The sequence below is a fragment of the Bacillus swezeyi genome (assembly GCF_001969815.1).
GTDB lineage: Bacteria > Bacillota > Bacilli > Bacillales > Bacillaceae > Bacillus > Bacillus swezeyi.
The window spans coordinates 50,246-67,194 of the sequence record NZ_MRBK01000026.1 but is presented as its reverse complement, the minus strand read 5'-3'; the positions used below and the strand labels follow the sequence as shown (position 1 = coordinate 67,194).

Here is a 16,949-nt window from a genome sequence, read left to right as displayed (position 1 = left end):
GCCGATGGTAGTTGGGGGATTCCCCCTGTGAGAGTAGGACGCCGCCAAGCTGTTTAATATTATCGCGGGGTGGAGCAGTTCGGTAGCTCGTCGGGCTCATAACCCGAAGGTCGCAGGTTCAAATCCTGCCCCCGCAACCAAATTATTAAAAATTTATTGAGGAGTGCCTTAAGGGTGCTGTCAAAATAATGAAAAAATATTGGTCCGGTAGTTCAGTTGGTTAGAATGCCTGCCTGTCACGCAGGAGGTCGCGGGTTCGAGTCCCGTCCGGACCGCCATGTTGTACTCAAACGAAATCATGATGTTTCGTTTTTTTTTATGTCTTCTTTCAGATCATAGCTTGGTTCAGCCAAGCTTTCTTTATTTCTTGGATAATTGCGGAGAATTCGTTAAACTAGTGATAGTGTTTTGATTGCCGCTTGTAACAGCAAAGGAGCATGTTATCTTATGGACGAATTTGATCTGATTCACAGGATTACGCCTCGTTCGCTTTCTCATCAGGAAATTGAAATCGGCATCGGAGACGATGCCGCTGTTTATCATACCAAAAATGGATATCAGGAGATTGTTTGCGTCGATACCATGGTGGACGGCGTCCATTTTCTTTCCTCACATTCAACGCCTGCTGATATCGGATATAAAGCCTTGGCCGTAAACATAAGCGATATTGCCGCAATGGGAGGTTTTCCGAAGTATTATCTCGTCTCAATCGCGGTTCCTTTCGGCTGGCACGCTTCGGATATGGAAGCCATGTATGAAGAAATGAGCAAACTGGCGAAACTATATCAAATGGACTTAATCGGCGGTGATACCGTCTCGACCAAAGGACAGATGGTGATAACCGTTACGGTGATCGGCGAGATCAAAAAAGGCAAAGCTTGTCTGCGAAGCCACGCACAACCGGGAGATGTCGTTTTTGTGACAGGAGAACTGGGTTCATCAGCTGCGGGCCTGTCGTTTTTATTGGAGAAAACACCGATAAAGAATAAGGCCCAGGCGAAATATTTTATCAATCGGCATAAAAGACCGACTCCGAGGGTGGAAGCCGGTTTGATCTGTTCACGCTATCACCATGTGGCGCTTAACGATATCAGTGACGGACTTGCCAGCGAATTAAATGAAATTGCTGAAGCAAGCCGTGTCTCCATTGACATATATAAAGATTTAATCCCCGTACATTCGGATTTACATACACTGCATACCAGGTGGGAAGAGTGGGTCCTGTTCGGCGGCGAAGATTTTGAGCTAGTCGGTTCGATTTCAGGCGACCAGTGGGAACATTTTTATCAAGACTGCTCCGTTCACCGAATCCCGATTTATCAGATCGGCCGCATTCATCAATCTGGAGATGCACAAGTTTTCTATCATAACGGACAAGACTCCGTTCGGCTAGAGAAAAAAGGATACAATCATTTTAAACAAGACAGGTGACATAAAGGTGAAAACAGTAGAATGGAAAACGACAGAACCTGAACAAACAAAGGATATTGCCAGATTGACCGCCAGATATGTTCAGCCTGGGGATGTCATTACATTGGAGGGCGATCTTGGAGCCGGCAAAACGACCTTTACAAAAGGGTTTGCGGAAGGACTCGGCATTCAGCGGGTTGTCAGCAGTCCGACCTTCACCATCATAAAAGAATACCGTGACGGTGCTCTTCCGCTGTATCATATGGATGTCTACAGAGTGGAAGATGAGGCGGAAGATCTCGGATTAGATGAGTACTTTGAAGGAGAAGGAGTCTGCCTCGTGGAATGGGCTCATCTGATCGATGAGCAGCTTCCAAAGGATCGCCTTGAAATTGTCATAAAACGGCTTGGCGATGATGAACGAAAGCTGACCTTTTCTCCAAAAGGCAGCAGGTACGAAAATCTTTGCAAGGAGATAAGTAAACATGACGATACTTGCGATTGATACATCAAACTTAACACTTGGGGCTGCTTTGACCAGAGATGGAAAAGTGATAGCCGAGCATATATCCCATCTGAAAAAAAATCATTCTGTCAGGGCGATGCCGGCAATTGATGAGCTTCTTAAAGAATGCGGACTTCAGCCTGGCGATCTGACCAAAATTGCCGTGGCGAAAGGACCGGGATCTTATACTGGGGTTCGGATTGGCATCACGATCGCAAAAACGCTTGCATGGTCGTTGAATATTCCGGTTGCGGCCGTTTCCAGCCTTGAAGTGCTGGCTGCCAACGGCCGTTTTTTCCCCGGCTTGATTTGTCCGTTGTTTGATGCCAGGCGCGGGCAGGTTTATACAGGACTTTATCGCTATGATGACAATAGCAGACTTCAGGCTTTAGAAGAGGATCAAAATATTCTGTTTGAAGATTGGCTTAAAAAGCTGAAAGCAATGGAACAGCAAGTCCTGTTTTTAGGCAATGATACTGAAATACACAGGGACTTGATCAAGCAGATACTCGGCGAGCAGGCTGTGATTGCAGGGCCTGCCCTTCAGCTTCCGCGGCCTTCTGAATTGGCGTTGATCGGAGAAACTAAAGAGCCTGAACCTGTACACGGCCTTGTTCCAAACTATATTCGCCTGGCTGAAGCGGAAACCGTATGGCTGGAAAAACAAAAGTGAACGGGTGAAGCCATGAATACTCAAATGGTCATACGCGATATGGCGCCAAAAGATGTGGATCAAGTGTTTGAAATTGAAAGAATCTCTTTTTCATCTCCGTGGAAAAAAGAGTCTTTTCACCATGAGCTTGGTCACAATATGTATGCGCATTATCTTGTTCTCGAAATAGAAGACCAAGTCATCGGCTACTGCGGGATCTGGATTGTGATGGATGATGCACAGATTACCAACATTGCTGTGTCACCTGCATACAGAGGCCGCCATTTAGGGGAAGCTCTTCTAAAAGCCGCCATGAAGCTGTGCCGGATGAAGAAGGCAGTCCAGCTTTCTTTAGAGGTGAGGGTATCAAATCATATTGCGCAAAGCTTATATCAAAAACTCGGTTTTCAGCCGGGAGGAATTCGGAAAAATTACTATACTGACAATGGAGAAGATGCATTATTAATGTGGGTGAGACTAAATGAATCATAAACAAGATCTGTATGTATTGGGAATTGAGACAAGCTGTGACGAAACCGCCGCCGCCATCGTTAAAAACGGTACAGAAATTGTCGCAAACGTAGTTGCGTCTCAAATTGAAAGCCATAAACGATTTGGGGGGGTCGTCCCTGAAATCGCGTCCAGGCATCATGTGGAGCAGATGACGATTGTGCTGGAAGAAACCTTTTCACAGTCGGGAATGACTTTTGATGATATGGATGCAATTGCAGTAACCGAAGGACCCGGCCTTGTCGGCGCTTTGCTGATCGGCGTAAATGCGGCAAAAGCGCTGAGTTTTGCCCGCAATATTCCGCTGGTGGGCGTTCACCATATTGCCGGACATATTTATGCCAACCGGCTTGTCCGGGAAATTGATTTTCCGGCGCTTGCGCTAGTCGTCTCAGGAGGACATACCGAACTCGTGTATATGAAAGAACACGGATCATTTGAAGTCATTGGAGAAACGCTCGATGATGCGGCAGGTGAAGCGTATGATAAAGTGGCAAGAACAATGGGTCTGCCTTATCCGGGAGGCCCGCACATTGACAAACTCGCTCAAAAAGGCGAAGCAAACGTGCCATTGCCGCGCGCATGGCTTGAAGAGGGGTCGTATCATTTCAGCTTCAGCGGCCTCAAATCGGCGGTTATCAACACGCTTCACAATGCTTCACAAAAGGGAGAAACCATTCCCCCGGAAGATTTATCCGCGAGCTTTCAAGAAAGTGTCATTGATGTCCTCGTGACAAAAACGGAACGTGCTGCAAAGGAATACGGCGTCAAGCAAGTATTGCTTGCAGGAGGGGTTGCCGCAAACAAAGGGCTTAGGACGGCTCTTGAGAAGACATTCAGCAGCTATACGGATATTCAGCTCCTGATTCCGCCCCTTTCACTATGCACCGATAATGCGGCAATGATTGCAGCTGCAGGAACCGTCGCTTTTGAAAAAGGCATCAGGGGAAGATATGATATGAACGGCCAGCCCGGCTTAGAACTGACTTCCTATTAGAACCTCACAAAAAGTGGGGGTTTTTTACGAAATACATGTTACTAACATATTATTAACATGTATCCACAGGCCTGTGTATAATATTTTAAAGCTTGTTCTATAGAGCTTTTTTACCTGTTAACATTGTGTATAAACATTATATTTTTGTGGATAATGTGGATAAAACGCTTTCTTTGTTTTTAACAAAGGGTTTGTTTTGTGGAAAAAAACCGCTTCATTCCAGAAGCGGTTTTTGGATTTATTCATTTGTAGAAAGTGCTTCCCATTCTGATAATAGCTGTTCGAGCTCATCATTCAATTCTTCATTTTCAGCGTGGATATCCTGGACTTTTTCATGGTCTTGAAAGATAGCTGGTTCGCAAAGAAGCTCTTCGTTCTGTTCAATTTTACCTTCGATGGCCGTAATTCTTGTTTCGATTTCTTCTATGCGGCGCTGACGCTGGCGTTCTTTTCTTTTCCACTCTTTTTCTTCTTCATAGCTGCGTTTTGTTCCCGCCTTTTCTGATACAGACTGATTCCGCTCTTCCGCTTGTTGTTTTTCCAATTCTTCAAGCTCCAGCTGCTGTGCTTTTTTTTCTGTATAATAATCGTAGTCCCCTAAATATTCTTCGACTCTTTCAGGAGAAAGTTCAAATACTTTTGTTGCGATGCGGTTGATAAAATAGCGGTCATGAGAGACAAATAAAATCGTTCCCGGATAATCGATCAAAGCGTTTTCCAATACTTCCTTGCTGTCTAAATCGAGATGGTTTGTCGGCTCATCAAGAATGAGAAAATTGGCTTTTTGAAGCATCAGTTTCGCAAGTGCGAGCCGTGCTTTCTCTCCGCCGCTTAAAGCGTGTACCGGCTTTAACACATCATCTCCAGAGAACAGAAAGTTGCCGAGACAGGTTCGGATATCTTTCTCATTCATCTCCGGATAGTCGTCCCAAAGTTCGTCAAGCACGCGTTTTGACGAGGTCAGCTCAGTCTGTTCCTGGTCATAATAGCCGATGGAGACATGTGAGCCTGTCGAAATCGATCCCGTTACAGGCTTCAGCTTCTGAACCAGCGTTTTTAACAGAGTGGATTTGCCGATTCCGTTCGGGCCGACGAGCGCCACGCTTTCCCCTCGCGCAATATGAAAAGCCAATGAGCGGAGGAGCGGGGGCTGATCCTGATAGCTGATCGTCAAATCCTCAACCCGGAGCACATCGTTTCCGCTTTGTCTTGCAATGTCAAAGCGGAAGGACGCCGACTTTTCATCTCCCAATGGTTTGTCCATGACTTCCATTCGTTCAAGCTGTTTTCTTCTGCTCTGCGCGCGCTTTGTCGTTGAAGCCCTGGCTAAATTGCGGTCGACGAAGTCCTGCAGCTTGGCGATTTCGTCCTGCTGCTTTTCATAAAGCTTCGTTTCTTTTTCAAGTTGTTCCGCCTTCAATTTAAGATAAGAGCTGTAGTTTCCGCTGTATTTTTTGCTTTGGGATCGGGAAATCTCATAAACCTGGTTGACAACTTTATCGAGAAAGTACCTGTCATGGGAGACGATTAAAATCGCTCCGCTGTAGTTTTGCAAATATTGCTCCAGCCATGTCAGCGTGTCGATGTCCAGGTGGTTTGTCGGTTCATCGAGAATGAGCAGATCCGGCTTTGTCAGAAGCATTTTTCCGAGAGCAAGCCTTGTTTTTTGCCCTCCGCTCAAGTCCTGTACGCGGGCTGAGTCGTCAAATCCGGCAAATCCAAGCCCGTGCATCACTGATCTGACTTCAGCTTCATATTGATAGCCGCCTTTGTCTTTAAACTCCTGCTGCAGTCTGTCATATGTTTTCATTAAGGATTCCAGCTTGTCTGGATCAGCGTGCGCCATTTGTTCTTCTATTGAACGCATCTCTTTTTCCATCTTTTTCAGAAAATCAAATACCGACAGGAGCTCTTCTTTAATTGTCAGCTTGGAGTCAAGCCCTGAATGCTGATCAAGATAGCCCATCGTCAAATCCTTCGGCTTGATGATTTCTCCTTCTTCATAAGACAGCCGTCCGGCAATAATTTTTAAAAAAGTAGATTTTCCGGCACCGTTGCGTCCGACGATTGCAATCCGATCCCGTGATCTGACTTCCAGCTTTATATTCGTTAAAATAGAATCGGCTCCAAATGATTTTGAGAGCTGATTGACTTGTAAGATCATCATGATATTTCACCTCTTGTTTGCTAGTTTAAGTGTAGCCTATCAGATAGCAGTCAGCAAACAATTAAGCGGGGTCTGGAAGATTTTAACCAAAAGAAAAAGACAGAACGAAGAAAATAGTGTATGATCGTTATAAGGAGAGTTATGATCATGAATGAATTTACACACTTTAATGAACAAGGCAGAGCGAAGATGGTTGATATAAGTGAAAAGGGAGCTTCAGTCCGCACTGCTGTGGCCATTTCAAGCGTGTCAATGAACAGAGACGTGCATGAAAAAATCAAGAATCAAGAAATGGGAAAAGGCGATGTTTTGGCAGTGGCGCAAGTGGCCGGCATCATGGCTGCAAAACAAACATCAGTTATCATCCCGATGTGCCATCCGATTGCCCTCAAGGGAGTCGATATTGCCTTTCAATGGGAGGAAAAAGAACAGAAAAGCATCTTGCACATTCAGTCTAAAGTCAAGACAAAAGGGAGCACAGGTGTGGAAATGGAAGCGTTAACTTCTGCTTCCGTATGTGCGCTTACCGTCTATGACATGTGTAAAGCGGCGGATAAGGGAATGGTGATAGGCCCGACCTGTCTTGCAGAAAAGACAGGCGGAAAAAACGGTGACTATAAAAGGGAAAAAGCTGATGTAGACATGGAGGATCGCTTATGAACATGGATCATTCAAAAATTCCGCAAGCGACAGCGAAACGGCTGCCGTTATATTATCGTTTTTTAAAAAACCTTCATGCATCCGGGAAACAGCGTGTATCATCCGCAGAACTGAGCGATGCCGTAAAGGTCGATTCCGCGACAATCCGCAGGGATTTTTCGTACTTTGGCGCGCTCGGTAAAAAAGGGTACGGCTACAATGTCAATTATCTGCTGTCCTTTTTCAGAAAGACGCTTGATCAGGATGAAATGACAAACGTAACGCTCATTGGCGTGGGAAATTTAGGGACAGCCTTTCTCCATTACAATTTTATCAAAAACAATAATACTAAAATTGCAATGGCTTTTGATATCAATGAGCACAAAATCGGGACGGAAGTTGGCGGCGTTCCCGTCTATGACTTAAACAAGCTTGAAGAGCATATGACAGATGATATACCCGTCGCCATTTTGACGGTTCCGGCCCAAGCCGCGCAATCCATTACAGACAGGCTTGTTGCGCTGGGCATTAAAGGCATTCTTAATTTTACGCCGGCTCGTTTGAATGTGCCGGAACACATTCGGATTCATCATATAGATTTGGCGGTTGAACTTCAGTCACTCGTGTATTTTCTGAAACATTATTCAATGAATGAAAAGTAAAACGGGAAACTTAAAAATAAAGGAAAGGGGGCAGGCTTTATGCCGATCGGTCCTGGAAGCTTTATTTTAATCGTCGTGGTGGCGCTTTTGATTTTCGGCCCGAAAAAACTTCCCGAGCTTGGAAAAGCGGCGGGAAATACGTTGCGGGAATTTAAAAATGCAACAAAAGGGTTAGCAGATGACGATTCCGATAAAAAGAAAGAAGATCAGTAGGATAGGATGACATTTATGAAGGGAAAAGAAATGTCGCTGGTAGAACATATCACAGAACTTCGAAAACGGTTCGTGATCATTTTTTTCTTTTTTGCCGTTTTTGTTGCAGCAGGCTTTTTTTTGGCAAAGCCGTTGATCATTTATCTGCAGCAGACGGATGAGGCGAAACGGCTGACGCTTAATGCGTTCAAGCTGACAGACCCTTTATTTGTGTATGTGCAGTTCGCCTTCATTATCGGCGCTGTCTTGACTTCGCCGCTTATTTTATATCAGCTGTGGGCTTTTATCAGCCCGGGGCTGTATAAGAAAGAACGCAAAGTGACGCTCAGCTATATTCCGGTATCGATCATACTCTTTTTAGGCGGCATTGCCTTTTCTTACTTTATTTTATTTCCGTTTGTCGTTGATTTTATGACGAGAATCTCCGATGATTTGCATGTAAATCAAGTCATCGGAGTACATGAGTATTTTCAGTTTCTGCTGCAATTAACGCTTCCTTTCGGCTTATTGTTTCAGATGCCTGTGGTCATCATGTTTATTACAAGGCTCGGACTGGTGACGCCCATGTTTTTGGCAAAGATCAGAAAGTATGCTTACTTTGTTTTGTTTGTCATTGCGGCGCTCATCACACCGCCCGAGCTTTTGTCTCATTTAATGGTTTCAGTGCCTTTATTATTCCTATATGAGGTCAGTATCGTGATTTCCAGAATATCTTACAGGCAGGCGCAAAAAACAGTTATCCAAGAGGAAAATCAAGCGTTTTTAAAAGACCAAATCAAATAAAGAGCCATCCTCATATTCCGAGAATGGCTCTTTTCTATCACAGGGTTATTGATCTTTTCGTTTCAGCTTGCTCGACAAGGCGAACATTTTAAAGGAAATGCTGATATTATAGGCAGCGAAAAGCATCAGAAGAATGGTGTAAAAAGACCACATGTTTCCCGGTGAGGTAGCTGCCAGATATGTAAACAGCACGCCTGTCAACAAATAAATCAATCCCCAAAACTTAGGGCTTCTCATCATAAAAATCCTCCAATAATCAACTGCAATTTCTCCAATCGCTCCAAATATTCTTCAATCGGCCCTCGGAAAGTCTGCAGCAAGACAACAAGCGTATTCATGGCGACATGGGCGAAAATGGGAACGATAATCCGGTTTGTCCTGACGTATAAAAAGGCGAATGTGAATCCCATTGCCGTGTAAATTAAAAGGTGTGAGAAATCCATATGGACAACCGAGAAGATCACGGAACTAAAGAGAGCGGCGATGAAAAAATTAGTTTTTTCGTAGATCGCGCCGAATATAATCTTTCTGAAAATGATTTCCTCAAGGATCGGACCGAACACAGAAGAGACAAACATCATCAGCGGCAATGTGCTGATGATTTCCATGATGCGCTGTGTATTTTCCGATTCCGGGTTGACCCCGAACAAGTTCATTTCGATCGAAGCGGCAATCGATTGGGCAAACAGGGCAAGAAAAACACCGCCCGCAGCCCATCCGATAGATGCTCCAACAGATGCTTTCGAACCGTTGCGAAGCGTTGTTTTCGGCACCGTCCTCAGGATCAGCAGCACGATGACAAGGCAGAGGGGAAAGGCGATGACCGACCACACGCCTGTCAGTGTAAGCTTTGCTTCGGCGGGCGCCATGCCTCTTCCCACGCCTAAAAAGTACAGCAGGGGAAGGCCGACAGCAGCCGACAACTGCATGAGGACATATGTCAAAATAATAAACCAATATTGTTTTCTCAAGCCGTATGTACTCCTTTTCTAAAATGTAATACAGACTATGTTTATTGTAACACACCTCTTTTTAAATTATAGGGTGATAAGGATGAGCATTAAAAAATGTAAGCGCAAAAAATTTTAATCTTATCACTTGAAATTGCCTGGGAGATTCTTTATTATAATAATTGTGTTAGCACTCAACAGATGCGAGTGCTAAAATTACATATGAAAATATTGAGGAGGTTGTTTCATTGTTAAAGCCATTAGGTGATCGCGTTGTCATTGAGCTCGTTGAGTCTGAAGAAAAAACTGCTAGCGGAATCGTACTTCCTGACTCCGCAAAAGAAAAACCCCAAGAGGGTAAAGTGGTTGCTGCCGGTTCAGGCCGTGTATTAGAGAGCGGAGAGCGCGTTGCATTAGAAGTTAAAACAGGCGACCGCATTATCTTCTCAAAATATGCAGGTACCGAAGTGAAGTATGAAGGTACGGATTACTTAATCTTGCGTGAAAGCGACATTTTAGCTGTTATCGGCTAAGACATAAATAAAATCAAATCTTTACACAATCCTGAGGAGGTTTGAATAACATGGCAAAAGATATTAAGTTTAGCGAAGAAGCCCGCCGTTCAATGCTGCGCGGTGTAGATGCATTGGCGGATGCAGTAAAGGTAACTTTGGGACCTAAAGGACGCAACGTCGTTCTTGAGAAAAAATTCGGTTCTCCACTTATCACAAACGACGGTGTAACCATCGCGAAAGAAATCGAACTTGAAGATGCTTTTGAAAACATGGGTGCAAAGCTTGTTGCTGAAGTTGCGAGCAAAACAAACGATGTGGCCGGTGACGGTACAACAACAGCGACAGTTCTAGCCCAGGCGATGATTCGCGAAGGTCTTAAAAACGTAACAGCCGGAGCCAATCCTGTGGGCGTCCGTAAAGGAATTGAGCAGGCTGTTGCAGTGGCGGTTGAAAGCCTGAAAGAAATCTCTAAACCAATCGAAGGCAAAGAGTCCATCTCACAGGTTGCTGCGATTTCAGCGGCTGACGAGGAAGTCGGAAGCCTGATCGCAGAAGCGATGGAGCGCGTCGGCAACGACGGCGTCATCACAATCGAGGAGTCCAAAGGCTTCACGACTGAGCTTGAAGTGGTTGAAGGTATGCAGTTTGACCGCGGATATGCGTCTCCTTACATGGTGACGGATTCTGATAAGATGGAAGCGGTTCTTGAAAATCCGTACATCTTAGTGACAGATAAGAAAATCACAAACATTCAAGAAATCCTGCCAGTGCTTGAGCAAGTCGTTCAGCAAGGCAAGCCGTTGCTTCTGATTGCTGAAGACGTTGAAGGTGAAGCTCTTGCAACACTTGTAGTCAACAAGCTTCGCGGAACATTCAATGCAGTAGCTGTTAAAGCTCCTGGATTCGGGGACCGCCGCAAAGCGATGCTTGAAGATATCTCTATTCTGACAGGTGCAGAAGTGATCACAGAAGATTTAGGCCTAGACCTTAAATCAACTGAAATCGGCCAATTGGGACGCGCTTCTAAAGTCGTTGTCACAAAAGAAAACACAACAATCGTTGAAGGCGCCGGAGATGCAGAACAAATCGCGGCACGCGTCAACCAAATCCGCGCTCAAGTTGAAGAAACAACTTCTGAGTTCGATAAAGAAAAATTACAAGAGCGCCTTGCTAAACTTGCCGGCGGTGTAGCTGTCATCAAAGTCGGTGCTGCGACTGAGACAGAACTGAAAGAACGCAAGCTTCGCATCGAAGACGCCCTGAACTCTACTCGCGCTGCGGTAGAAGAAGGAATCGTATCAGGCGGAGGTACAGCTCTTGTCAATGTATACAATAAAGTAGCTGCTCTTAATGCTGAAGGCGACGAACTGACTGGTATCAACATCGTTCTTCGCGCTCTTGAAGAGCCGATCCGCCAAATCGCGCACAATGCCGGTCTTGAAGGATCTGTCATCGTTGAGCGCCTGAAAGGCGAAGAAATCGGTGTCGGCTACAATGCTGCAACTGGCGAATGGGTCAACATGATCGACAAAGGCATCGTCGACCCGACAAAAGTGACACGCTACGCTCTGCAAAACGCAGCATCTGTAGCAGCGATGTTCCTGACAACTGAAGCAGTTGTCGCTGACAAGCCTGAAGAAAACAAAGGCGGCGGCGCAGGAATGCCTGACATGGGCGGAATGGGTGGTATGGGCGGCATGATGTAAGCCCCCAGCCGCTGAAACCCCTTGAGAAATCAAGGGGTTTTTTCTTTTTTACTCTATCAATCGTTTAAATTCCCGAACAGAGCCCGGTGTTGCAATGTGTTTTAAAAAAGTGATTCACAGTGAAACATTTCAAAATACCGCTGAAATTGAGGGCAGATCTGTATAAGCATTACGCTATTTGCTGACAAAATCCGTCATTATGGAGGTGGCAAACAAAAATTGCCCGCCCGTGGGTGAGCGATTCAAGCAAGCTTGCGGTATTTCGCAAAAAAGTCCATAACTTGCTCGGGAATAAAATCGTTTCAAAAATAACGATATCCACGAAGCAAGACGAGAAATTCTACAGGGACTATCTTGAAAAAGGGTTCGTCCGGATCTGAAGTCAAAGAGTTGCAAAAACGTCTGATTGCTGCAAGCTTTTCGCTACCGAGGGACGATGCCCGTGGCTCTTACGGAAACGAAACTGTATAAGCCGTTAAAGCCCTTTAAAAGAAAGCCGGAATAGCGGCTGATGGCATTTATGGCCCGGCAACCGAAAAAGCTTTTCAGGACATTGAAGAGAAAAAGTCACCTTCAAGCGGTAAAAATCATCTTACAAGTTGCCGACCGGAATCTATAAAGTGGAAAACCCGATGATTAAAGGAACGGCTGTGCGGCAGTTTCAGGAGGTGCTCGCTGCTCTTTATTTCTATCCAGACAAAGGAGCCAAAAACAACGGCACAGATGGTTATTACGGGCTGAAAACGAAAGCGAAACTTGAATCGTTATTGAAATAAAAATGGCCCCTTGAAGATTCAAGGGACTAGTAAGTGATTATAAAGCTTTGATATTGTTTTCTATTTTTTGAGTAACTTGTTTAAGCCAAATCAATGGAGATACTTCATAACTAAAATCTACACCATCGGTAGCTTCCACTATAAAATCATTCTTGTCTTCTTCTGAATACTGACTGTTCATAAAATCGGTTAGAGCAATTACATCGTCTTCTTGTTCCTTTTTGGATACCTCATCTAAATACTCTTCAAGTGCTGACTCTGGAGATTCAATTTCTTGATGAAAAATCCCACTTAGAAATTGATAGACAGGATCAGAAATTTTTATTTCAATCATTATTATTCACCTCTTTTTTGACTTTGTCGATTTCTTCTGATTGCTTTTTTAATTGTTCCAGCGTTTGGTCAATTGCATGATGCGACGCCTGAACGTCAAGGGTCTTCATGGCATTCTCCTCTAATACTAAAGTGACATATCAGGAAATAGTTCCCTGTTTTGTGGAGATATATTGATGGGGAAATCCTTAGCATCCATGAAAATGAATCATAAGATTCAGGATAAAAAACCTTTATATGAAGAAAAAGAGGAAGACCTGCACTGAAGGTTAGAAGAACTGACCATCACCAACTAACTCAAAACCCTCTAGTACAAACAATCCTTTTGTTTTGTCTTGGGCATGTCATTTATTCACCTTCTTTTCGCCGATTAATTGAATTATGTTCAAAACTGTTTGAGATCTTGTGAGGGAATGCGATGAAAAGAGAGCAGCAAATGCCGCTCCTCTTTAAATTACATTAAGAAAGAATAAAATTTTAGCAGAGAAGATCGTTTTAGCTGTTAGGAATAAATGCAGCTGCGGTTTTGCTGTCTACTAAAGGTTCGGCAATCACCGAGTTTTGGATATGAAAAAAGCCTTCAAAAGACATTGGAAATCTTCTTTTTGAAGGCTCTTTTGCGGGAAAAACAAATTCCTGATTCTATTCCAAAATAACATAATTTCGTAACAACCCATATTTTTATGGGGATTTATTTAGATTGTTACAACAAATAATTATATTTTCCTGCATTATTGTAATAATCAATGATTTTCTAGTCATTAAGATTCATTTCACTTATGATGACAGCGGTTTCGTTTATTTTGGCAACCGTTTTCAAAATGCGCTATAACAAGGAAATTTTATAATTCTTTATTTTTTTTTAACCTATTTGTCCTATGTTGACATACATATTCAAATAAATTTAAATAAAAAGTATTAGGATGCCTAAACGTTAAAGAACATTTTTATATACTCAAATTTAGATTTGCTGATTTTAATAGAACTCCTTTTGATGGAGGTTCATTATATGTCATTTGCATACTTTCTAATTCTCTTATGAAAAAGGCATGTTAATTTGGACTCCATATTCACGAAAGGAGTATTTTAAATGAAGAGTATTCAAAGTCGTTTATTGTTCATGCTGCTTACTTTTATTATCCTGCCGTATTTTTTTTCCGTTTTTTTGATTTATGAATATACGAAAAAAAGTGTTGAAGAGCACGAGCTTGAAGTTAGTCATGATCAAATGGAGACATTGTCGGAGGAACTGCAGCAATATTTTCATGATAAGATCAATCTTTCATATAATTTATATCGAACTCCTGATTTATACCGAATTTTTCAAAATGGCTTTGAAGATTCCATTTATTTTAATCCGATTGCTGTTGAAAAAAGCATCGAAACTTTTTCTCTCATGCGAAACGAAATTCGTCAGGTCCGCTTTTATATTGATAAGGATAAAGAATCGTTTACTGTTTACAATACGATGGTCAGTGCTCGTAAACCTCAACCAGATTTATTAAAGGAACATTCAATTCATAAACTCTATCACTCTAACTTAAAGTATATGATTGAGCCTCCGCATCGAATTGAGAACTATAATAATGCCGCAATTATTCCAGAAGCGGATACCACAATGGTGATGACGATTCATCATAAATTGGTAGATGTGCTTTCAAACGAATTTCTCGGAATCATTACGATTGATTTCGATTTAGATGGATATGCACGTATATGCAAAAGTATTGTTCAGCATGAAGAAGAGTCCGTATTACTGATAGATTCAAATCATCGTGTCATGTATGCAAGTAATCAAGCACTTATAGGTAAGCCCATTCCCCCTGATTTACTAAAGAGAATCGATACAGCTGAAAATGTTGGGGAAGAAGATATTATCTTATCGAAAACCTTATCAAAACCACTAAATCAATGGAAACTAGTCAAGATAACTCCTAGTCACGTATTATTTCATGATGTCAGGCAGACCGCATATACAAACATACTTGTTGGGATCGGAGTAGGATTGCTGGGGTTAATGATGATAAGTATTATTACTTACAAAATTACGAGTCCAATTAAACTTCTTAGCAGGAAAGTGGAATCAATTGAAGGCGGAAATACGGATATCCCTTTTGATGACAGTAGAGAAGACGAAATCGGCCTTTTAGAAAATCATATGAAGGACATGATGGACCGAATTAATCTGCATATTGAACGTGAATATAAACTGGAAATTGAAAATCGGAAAAACCAATTCAGAGCGCTCAAATCCCAAGTTAACCCGCACTTTTTATTTAACGCATTACAATCAATAGGGGCGGTCGCCTTAAGAGATCAATCTCCGAAAGTTTACCAATTGGTCACGTATTTATCGAAAATGATGCGGTACTCTATTCGGGCAGATCAGTGGGTATTGGTTCGAGAAGAAGTGGAGTATATTCAATCATACTTATTTCTTCAAATGGAGCGTTTTGGAAGCGGTTTAAATTATTCTATTCAAATAAACGAAACAATCCTTGCTATGAAAATTCCAAGTATGATTCTTCAACCGCTCGTTGAAAACTTTTTTAAACACTGTTATGAAGAAGGTTTCTATCACTCACATTTAAACATTTATGGAGAAATCCAAGGAGAATTGTTACATCTCGTGGTAGAAAATGACGGGCCCAGTATGACACATGAAGAGCTGCAAACATTAAGGGAAAAGATCTATACGGCTTCTGATGAAGGAACGTATTCCCGCGAGCATATCGGTTTGAAAAATATTCATGACCGACTAGTTCTAAATTATGGACAAGATGCTGGATTAGAGCTGGATCGGAAGCAAGGACACGGATTTTTCGTTCGACTCATGATTCCGTTAGATTCAAAGATTGCAAATGAAGAGATTGTTTCATAGTCATCCAAACAGAAAATGTTTACCCGTATCTTGTAAGGAGGATGAAAAAAATATGAAGGCTCTAATTGTAGATGATGAATTTAATGTGCGTGATGTCATCCGTCATTTGGGACAGTGGAAAAAGTACGGTATTACTGATATCTTCGAAGCAAGTAATGGAGAAGAAGCAAAAAAAGTTATTCAAAGGGAGAATCCGGAGATCGTCTTTACAGACGTGAAAATGCCTGGAATAAGCGGTATAGAATTAATGGAGTGGTTAGATGCCATGTCTTATCCTGGAAAAGTCATTTTAATCACAGGTTTTGACGATTATTCATATATGCGTAAAGCAATTAAGTGCGGCAGCTTTGATTATTTATTGAAGCCGATTGAAGCTGATGCATTTAATAAAACGTTGGAGGAAGCTGTTAAATGCTGGGCAAGTGAAGAGAAGGATCGTCAATATAAAGAGACCGGTGTTTATGAAGATGTTAAAAGGCTTCGTATGAATCAGTTAGTTACAGAGGCTTGCAACGGTGAACCTTTTGACATGAATGAAATTGCTTTATGTCTTCCCTCAGCTGATGAGTACGATCTTACACTCATTTCCTTTTATCAAATGCACCATTCTGATCCATACATTCAAAGGCTTGCTGATCAGCTTGTCGATCAGGGACTTGGAAATGCATTTACGCTTCAGGATGATCAAAGTCTTTGTTTAGTTATGACTGTACAGGGCGAATGGTTATCTGTTGAAGAATGGATTAGTCATGAATTTGATATCCCTGTTCGTCTTGTTACTGGTCAACCAATAAAATCATTGGAAGAGATCCCGAAATCGTTTCAGTCTTTACAAAAAGCAGTGGAAGAGCAAAACTTCAGATCGATTCATCGTTTAAATGATCTGGATGACGCCTGTCGCATGAAGGATATTGTTTCTTATGTTGAAATGCACTACATGAAGGAATTGAGTTTGGAAAAACTATCAAACCGGTTCTTTTTGAGTCGTGAGCACATATCAAGAAAGTTCAAACAAGAAACGGGAATGACTCTGTCCAAATACATCATGAAACTTAGAATCGATCAAGCAAAATGTTGGTTAAGTGAAACGGAAGAAAGTATTTATTCCATTTCCTTAATGCTTGGCTATCAGGACGAGAAATACTTTTCAAAGTTATTCAAAAAGGTCGTTGGCATGACACCTTTTGAGTACCGCAATGACGGGAAGAAGCTCAAAGTTGGAAGTAGATAATCCACCTTTTTCATATCTT

At 42.5% G+C, this 16,949-nt stretch carries 18 protein-coding genes, 2 tRNA genes and 1 pseudogene; 16 read left to right on the top strand and 5 right to left on the bottom strand.

Features of this window, described 5'->3' with window-relative positions; all coding sequences use genetic code 11:
- Positions 1-63: 63 nt before the first annotated feature.
- The 7 genes from BTA30_RS18620 to tsaD all read left to right on the top strand — a co-directional run bounded on the left by BTA30_RS18620 (position 64) and on the right by tsaD (position 4,074).
- A tRNA-Met gene (locus BTA30_RS18620) sits at positions 64-140 on the top strand.
- Positions 141-201: 61 nt separating this feature from the next.
- Positions 202-278, top strand: a tRNA-Asp gene (locus BTA30_RS18615).
- A 169-nt stretch (positions 279-447) separates the two neighbouring features.
- On the top strand, positions 448-1,431 hold the full coding sequence (gene thiL / locus BTA30_RS18610) for a thiamine-phosphate kinase (protein WP_076762780.1): 984 nt from the start codon (positions 448-450) through the stop codon (positions 1,429-1,431).
- Positions 1,432-1,438: 7 nt separating this feature from the next.
- The gene (tsaE, locus tag BTA30_RS18605; RefSeq protein ID WP_076762778.1) at positions 1,439-1,915 is read left to right on the top strand and encodes a tRNA (adenosine(37)-N6)-threonylcarbamoyltransferase complex ATPase subunit type 1 TsaE; all 477 of its coding nucleotides are present in this window, start codon (positions 1,439-1,441) and stop codon (positions 1,913-1,915) included.
- The gene (tsaB, locus tag BTA30_RS18600; RefSeq protein WP_076762776.1) at positions 1,896-2,588 is read left to right on the top strand and encodes a tRNA (adenosine(37)-N6)-threonylcarbamoyltransferase complex dimerization subunit type 1 TsaB; all 693 of its coding nucleotides are present in this window, start codon (positions 1,896-1,898) and stop codon (positions 2,586-2,588) included. Before tsaE ends, tsaB begins: the two co-directional genes overlap by 20 nt.
- A 12-nt stretch (positions 2,589-2,600) precedes the next feature.
- Positions 2,601-3,059, top strand: coding sequence for a ribosomal protein S18-alanine N-acetyltransferase (gene rimI, locus BTA30_RS18595; RefSeq protein ID WP_076762774.1), 459 nt, complete (start codon positions 2,601-2,603; stop codon positions 3,057-3,059).
- A complete protein-coding gene (gene tsaD, locus BTA30_RS18590; RefSeq protein ID WP_076762772.1) occupies positions 3,049-4,074 on the top strand; it encodes a tRNA (adenosine(37)-N6)-threonylcarbamoyltransferase complex transferase subunit TsaD in 1,026 nt (341 codons plus the stop codon). The genes rimI and tsaD overlap by 11 nt, the downstream gene beginning before the upstream one ends.
- Before the next feature lie 238 nt (positions 4,075-4,312).
- Here tsaD and BTA30_RS18585 read toward each other — a convergent pair whose 3' ends face one another.
- Positions 4,313-6,241 (bottom strand): ABC-F family ATP-binding cassette domain-containing protein, encoded by a 1,929-nt coding sequence (locus BTA30_RS18585; RefSeq protein WP_076762770.1) that lies wholly within the window; start codon positions 6,239-6,241, stop codon positions 4,313-4,315.
- Between the two features lie 147 nt (positions 6,242-6,388).
- Between BTA30_RS18585 and moaC the strand changes: the two genes are divergently transcribed.
- From moaC to tatC, 4 genes are read left to right on the top strand one after another with little or no spacing between them, the layout of a single operon-like run.
- Complete coding sequence (gene moaC, locus BTA30_RS18580) at positions 6,389-6,901, top strand: cyclic pyranopterin monophosphate synthase MoaC (RefSeq protein ID WP_076762768.1); 513 nt, start codon at positions 6,389-6,391, stop codon at positions 6,899-6,901.
- The gene (locus tag BTA30_RS18575) at positions 6,898-7,542 is read left to right on the top strand and encodes a redox-sensing transcriptional repressor Rex (protein ID WP_076762767.1); all 645 of its coding nucleotides are present in this window, start codon (positions 6,898-6,900) and stop codon (positions 7,540-7,542) included. Before moaC ends, BTA30_RS18575 begins: the two co-directional genes overlap by 4 nt.
- Positions 7,543-7,581: 39 nt before the next feature.
- A complete protein-coding gene (locus BTA30_RS18570; protein WP_076762766.1) occupies positions 7,582-7,755 on the top strand; it encodes a twin-arginine translocase TatA/TatE family subunit in 174 nt (57 codons plus the stop codon).
- A 6-nt stretch (positions 7,756-7,761) separates the two neighbouring features.
- Positions 7,762-8,538, top strand: a complete 777-nt coding sequence (gene tatC / locus BTA30_RS18565) for a twin-arginine translocase subunit TatC (protein WP_094777356.1) — start codon at positions 7,762-7,764, stop codon at positions 8,536-8,538.
- A 45-nt stretch (positions 8,539-8,583) separates the two neighbouring features.
- Here the strand turns inward: tatC and BTA30_RS18560 are convergent, their stop codons facing one another.
- Together BTA30_RS18560 and BTA30_RS18555 are read right to left on the bottom strand one after the other, a co-directional pair.
- Complete coding sequence (locus tag BTA30_RS18560; RefSeq protein ID WP_076762802.1) at positions 8,584-8,775, bottom strand: YdiK family protein; 192 nt, start codon at positions 8,773-8,775, stop codon at positions 8,584-8,586.
- A complete protein-coding gene (locus tag BTA30_RS18555; RefSeq protein ID WP_076762764.1) occupies positions 8,775-9,509 on the bottom strand; it encodes a CPBP family intramembrane glutamic endopeptidase in 735 nt (244 codons plus the stop codon). The genes BTA30_RS18560 and BTA30_RS18555 overlap by 1 nt, the downstream gene beginning before the upstream one ends.
- A 227-nt stretch (positions 9,510-9,736) precedes the next feature.
- Here BTA30_RS18555 and groES point away from each other — a divergent pair, with 227 nt between their 5' ends.
- From groES to BTA30_RS24190, 3 genes and pseudogenes are all read left to right on the top strand, one after another.
- Positions 9,737-10,021 (top strand): co-chaperone GroES, encoded by a 285-nt coding sequence (gene groES, locus BTA30_RS18550; protein WP_003179248.1) that lies wholly within the window; start codon positions 9,737-9,739, stop codon positions 10,019-10,021.
- A gap of 50 nt (positions 10,022-10,071) precedes the next feature.
- Entirely contained in the window at positions 10,072-11,709 is a 1,638-nt protein-coding gene (gene groL / locus BTA30_RS18545) for a chaperonin GroEL (RefSeq protein WP_076762763.1), read from the top strand.
- 94 nt (positions 11,710-11,803) lie between these two features.
- Positions 11,804-12,485, top strand: a pseudogene (locus tag BTA30_RS24190) (peptidoglycan-binding domain-containing protein).
- 37 nt (positions 12,486-12,522) lie between these two features.
- On the opposite strand, the gene BTA30_RS18535 reads toward BTA30_RS24190, so the two are convergent.
- Together BTA30_RS18535 and BTA30_RS23975 are read right to left on the bottom strand one after the other, a co-directional pair.
- Entirely contained in the window at positions 12,523-12,819 is a 297-nt protein-coding gene (locus BTA30_RS18535) for a contact-dependent growth inhibition system immunity protein (RefSeq protein ID WP_076762762.1), read from the bottom strand.
- A complete protein-coding gene (locus BTA30_RS23975; protein ID WP_275666866.1) occupies positions 12,812-12,928 on the bottom strand; it encodes a T7SS effector LXG polymorphic toxin in 117 nt (38 codons plus the stop codon). Before BTA30_RS23975 ends, BTA30_RS18535 begins: the two co-directional genes overlap by 8 nt.
- A 980-nt stretch (positions 12,929-13,908) precedes the next feature.
- Between BTA30_RS23975 and BTA30_RS18525 the strand changes: the two genes are divergently transcribed.
- On the top strand, positions 13,909-15,699 hold the full coding sequence (locus BTA30_RS18525) for a sensor histidine kinase (protein WP_076762761.1): 1,791 nt from the start codon (positions 13,909-13,911) through the stop codon (positions 15,697-15,699).
- Between the two features lie 52 nt (positions 15,700-15,751).
- Complete coding sequence (locus BTA30_RS18520; RefSeq protein WP_076762760.1) at positions 15,752-16,930, top strand: response regulator; 1,179 nt, start codon at positions 15,752-15,754, stop codon at positions 16,928-16,930.
- Positions 16,931-16,949: the final 19 nt, after the last annotated feature.

Bases quoted from the DNA above. Each gene is read 5' to 3' on its own strand.
- thiL (WP_076762780.1), top strand. From the start codon at position 448: ATGGACGAATTTGATCTGATTCACAGGATTACGCCTCGTTCGCTTTCT.
- tsaB (WP_076762776.1), top strand. From the start codon at position 1,896: ATGACGATACTTGCGATTGATACATCAAACTTAACACTTGGGGCTGCT.
- rimI (WP_076762774.1), top strand. From the start codon at position 2,601: ATGAATACTCAAATGGTCATACGCGATATGGCGCCAAAAGATGTGGAT.
- tsaD (WP_076762772.1), top strand. From the start codon at position 3,049: ATGAATCATAAACAAGATCTGTATGTATTGGGAATTGAGACAAGCTGT.
- BTA30_RS18585 (WP_076762770.1), bottom strand. From the start codon at position 6,241: ATGATGATCTTACAAGTCAATCAGCTCTCAAAATCATTTGGAGCCGAT.
- moaC (WP_076762768.1), top strand. From the start codon at position 6,389: ATGAATGAATTTACACACTTTAATGAACAAGGCAGAGCGAAGATGGTT.
- BTA30_RS18575 (WP_076762767.1), top strand. From the start codon at position 6,898: ATGAACATGGATCATTCAAAAATTCCGCAAGCGACAGCGAAACGGCTG.
- BTA30_RS18570 (WP_076762766.1), top strand. From the start codon at position 7,582: ATGCCGATCGGTCCTGGAAGCTTTATTTTAATCGTCGTGGTGGCGCTT.
- tatC (WP_094777356.1), top strand. From the start codon at position 7,762: ATGACATTTATGAAGGGAAAAGAAATGTCGCTGGTAGAACATATCACA.
- BTA30_RS18560 (WP_076762802.1), bottom strand. From the start codon at position 8,775: ATGAGAAGCCCTAAGTTTTGGGGATTGATTTATTTGTTGACAGGCGTG.
- groL (WP_076762763.1), top strand. From the start codon at position 10,072: ATGGCAAAAGATATTAAGTTTAGCGAAGAAGCCCGCCGTTCAATGCTG.
- BTA30_RS18535 (WP_076762762.1), bottom strand. From the start codon at position 12,819: ATGATTGAAATAAAAATTTCTGATCCTGTCTATCAATTTCTAAGTGGG.
- BTA30_RS23975 (WP_275666866.1), bottom strand. From the start codon at position 12,928: ATGAAGACCCTTGACGTTCAGGCGTCGCATCATGCAATTGACCAAACG.
- BTA30_RS18525 (WP_076762761.1), top strand. From the start codon at position 13,909: ATGAAGAGTATTCAAAGTCGTTTATTGTTCATGCTGCTTACTTTTATT.
- BTA30_RS18520 (WP_076762760.1), top strand. From the start codon at position 15,752: ATGAAGGCTCTAATTGTAGATGATGAATTTAATGTGCGTGATGTCATC.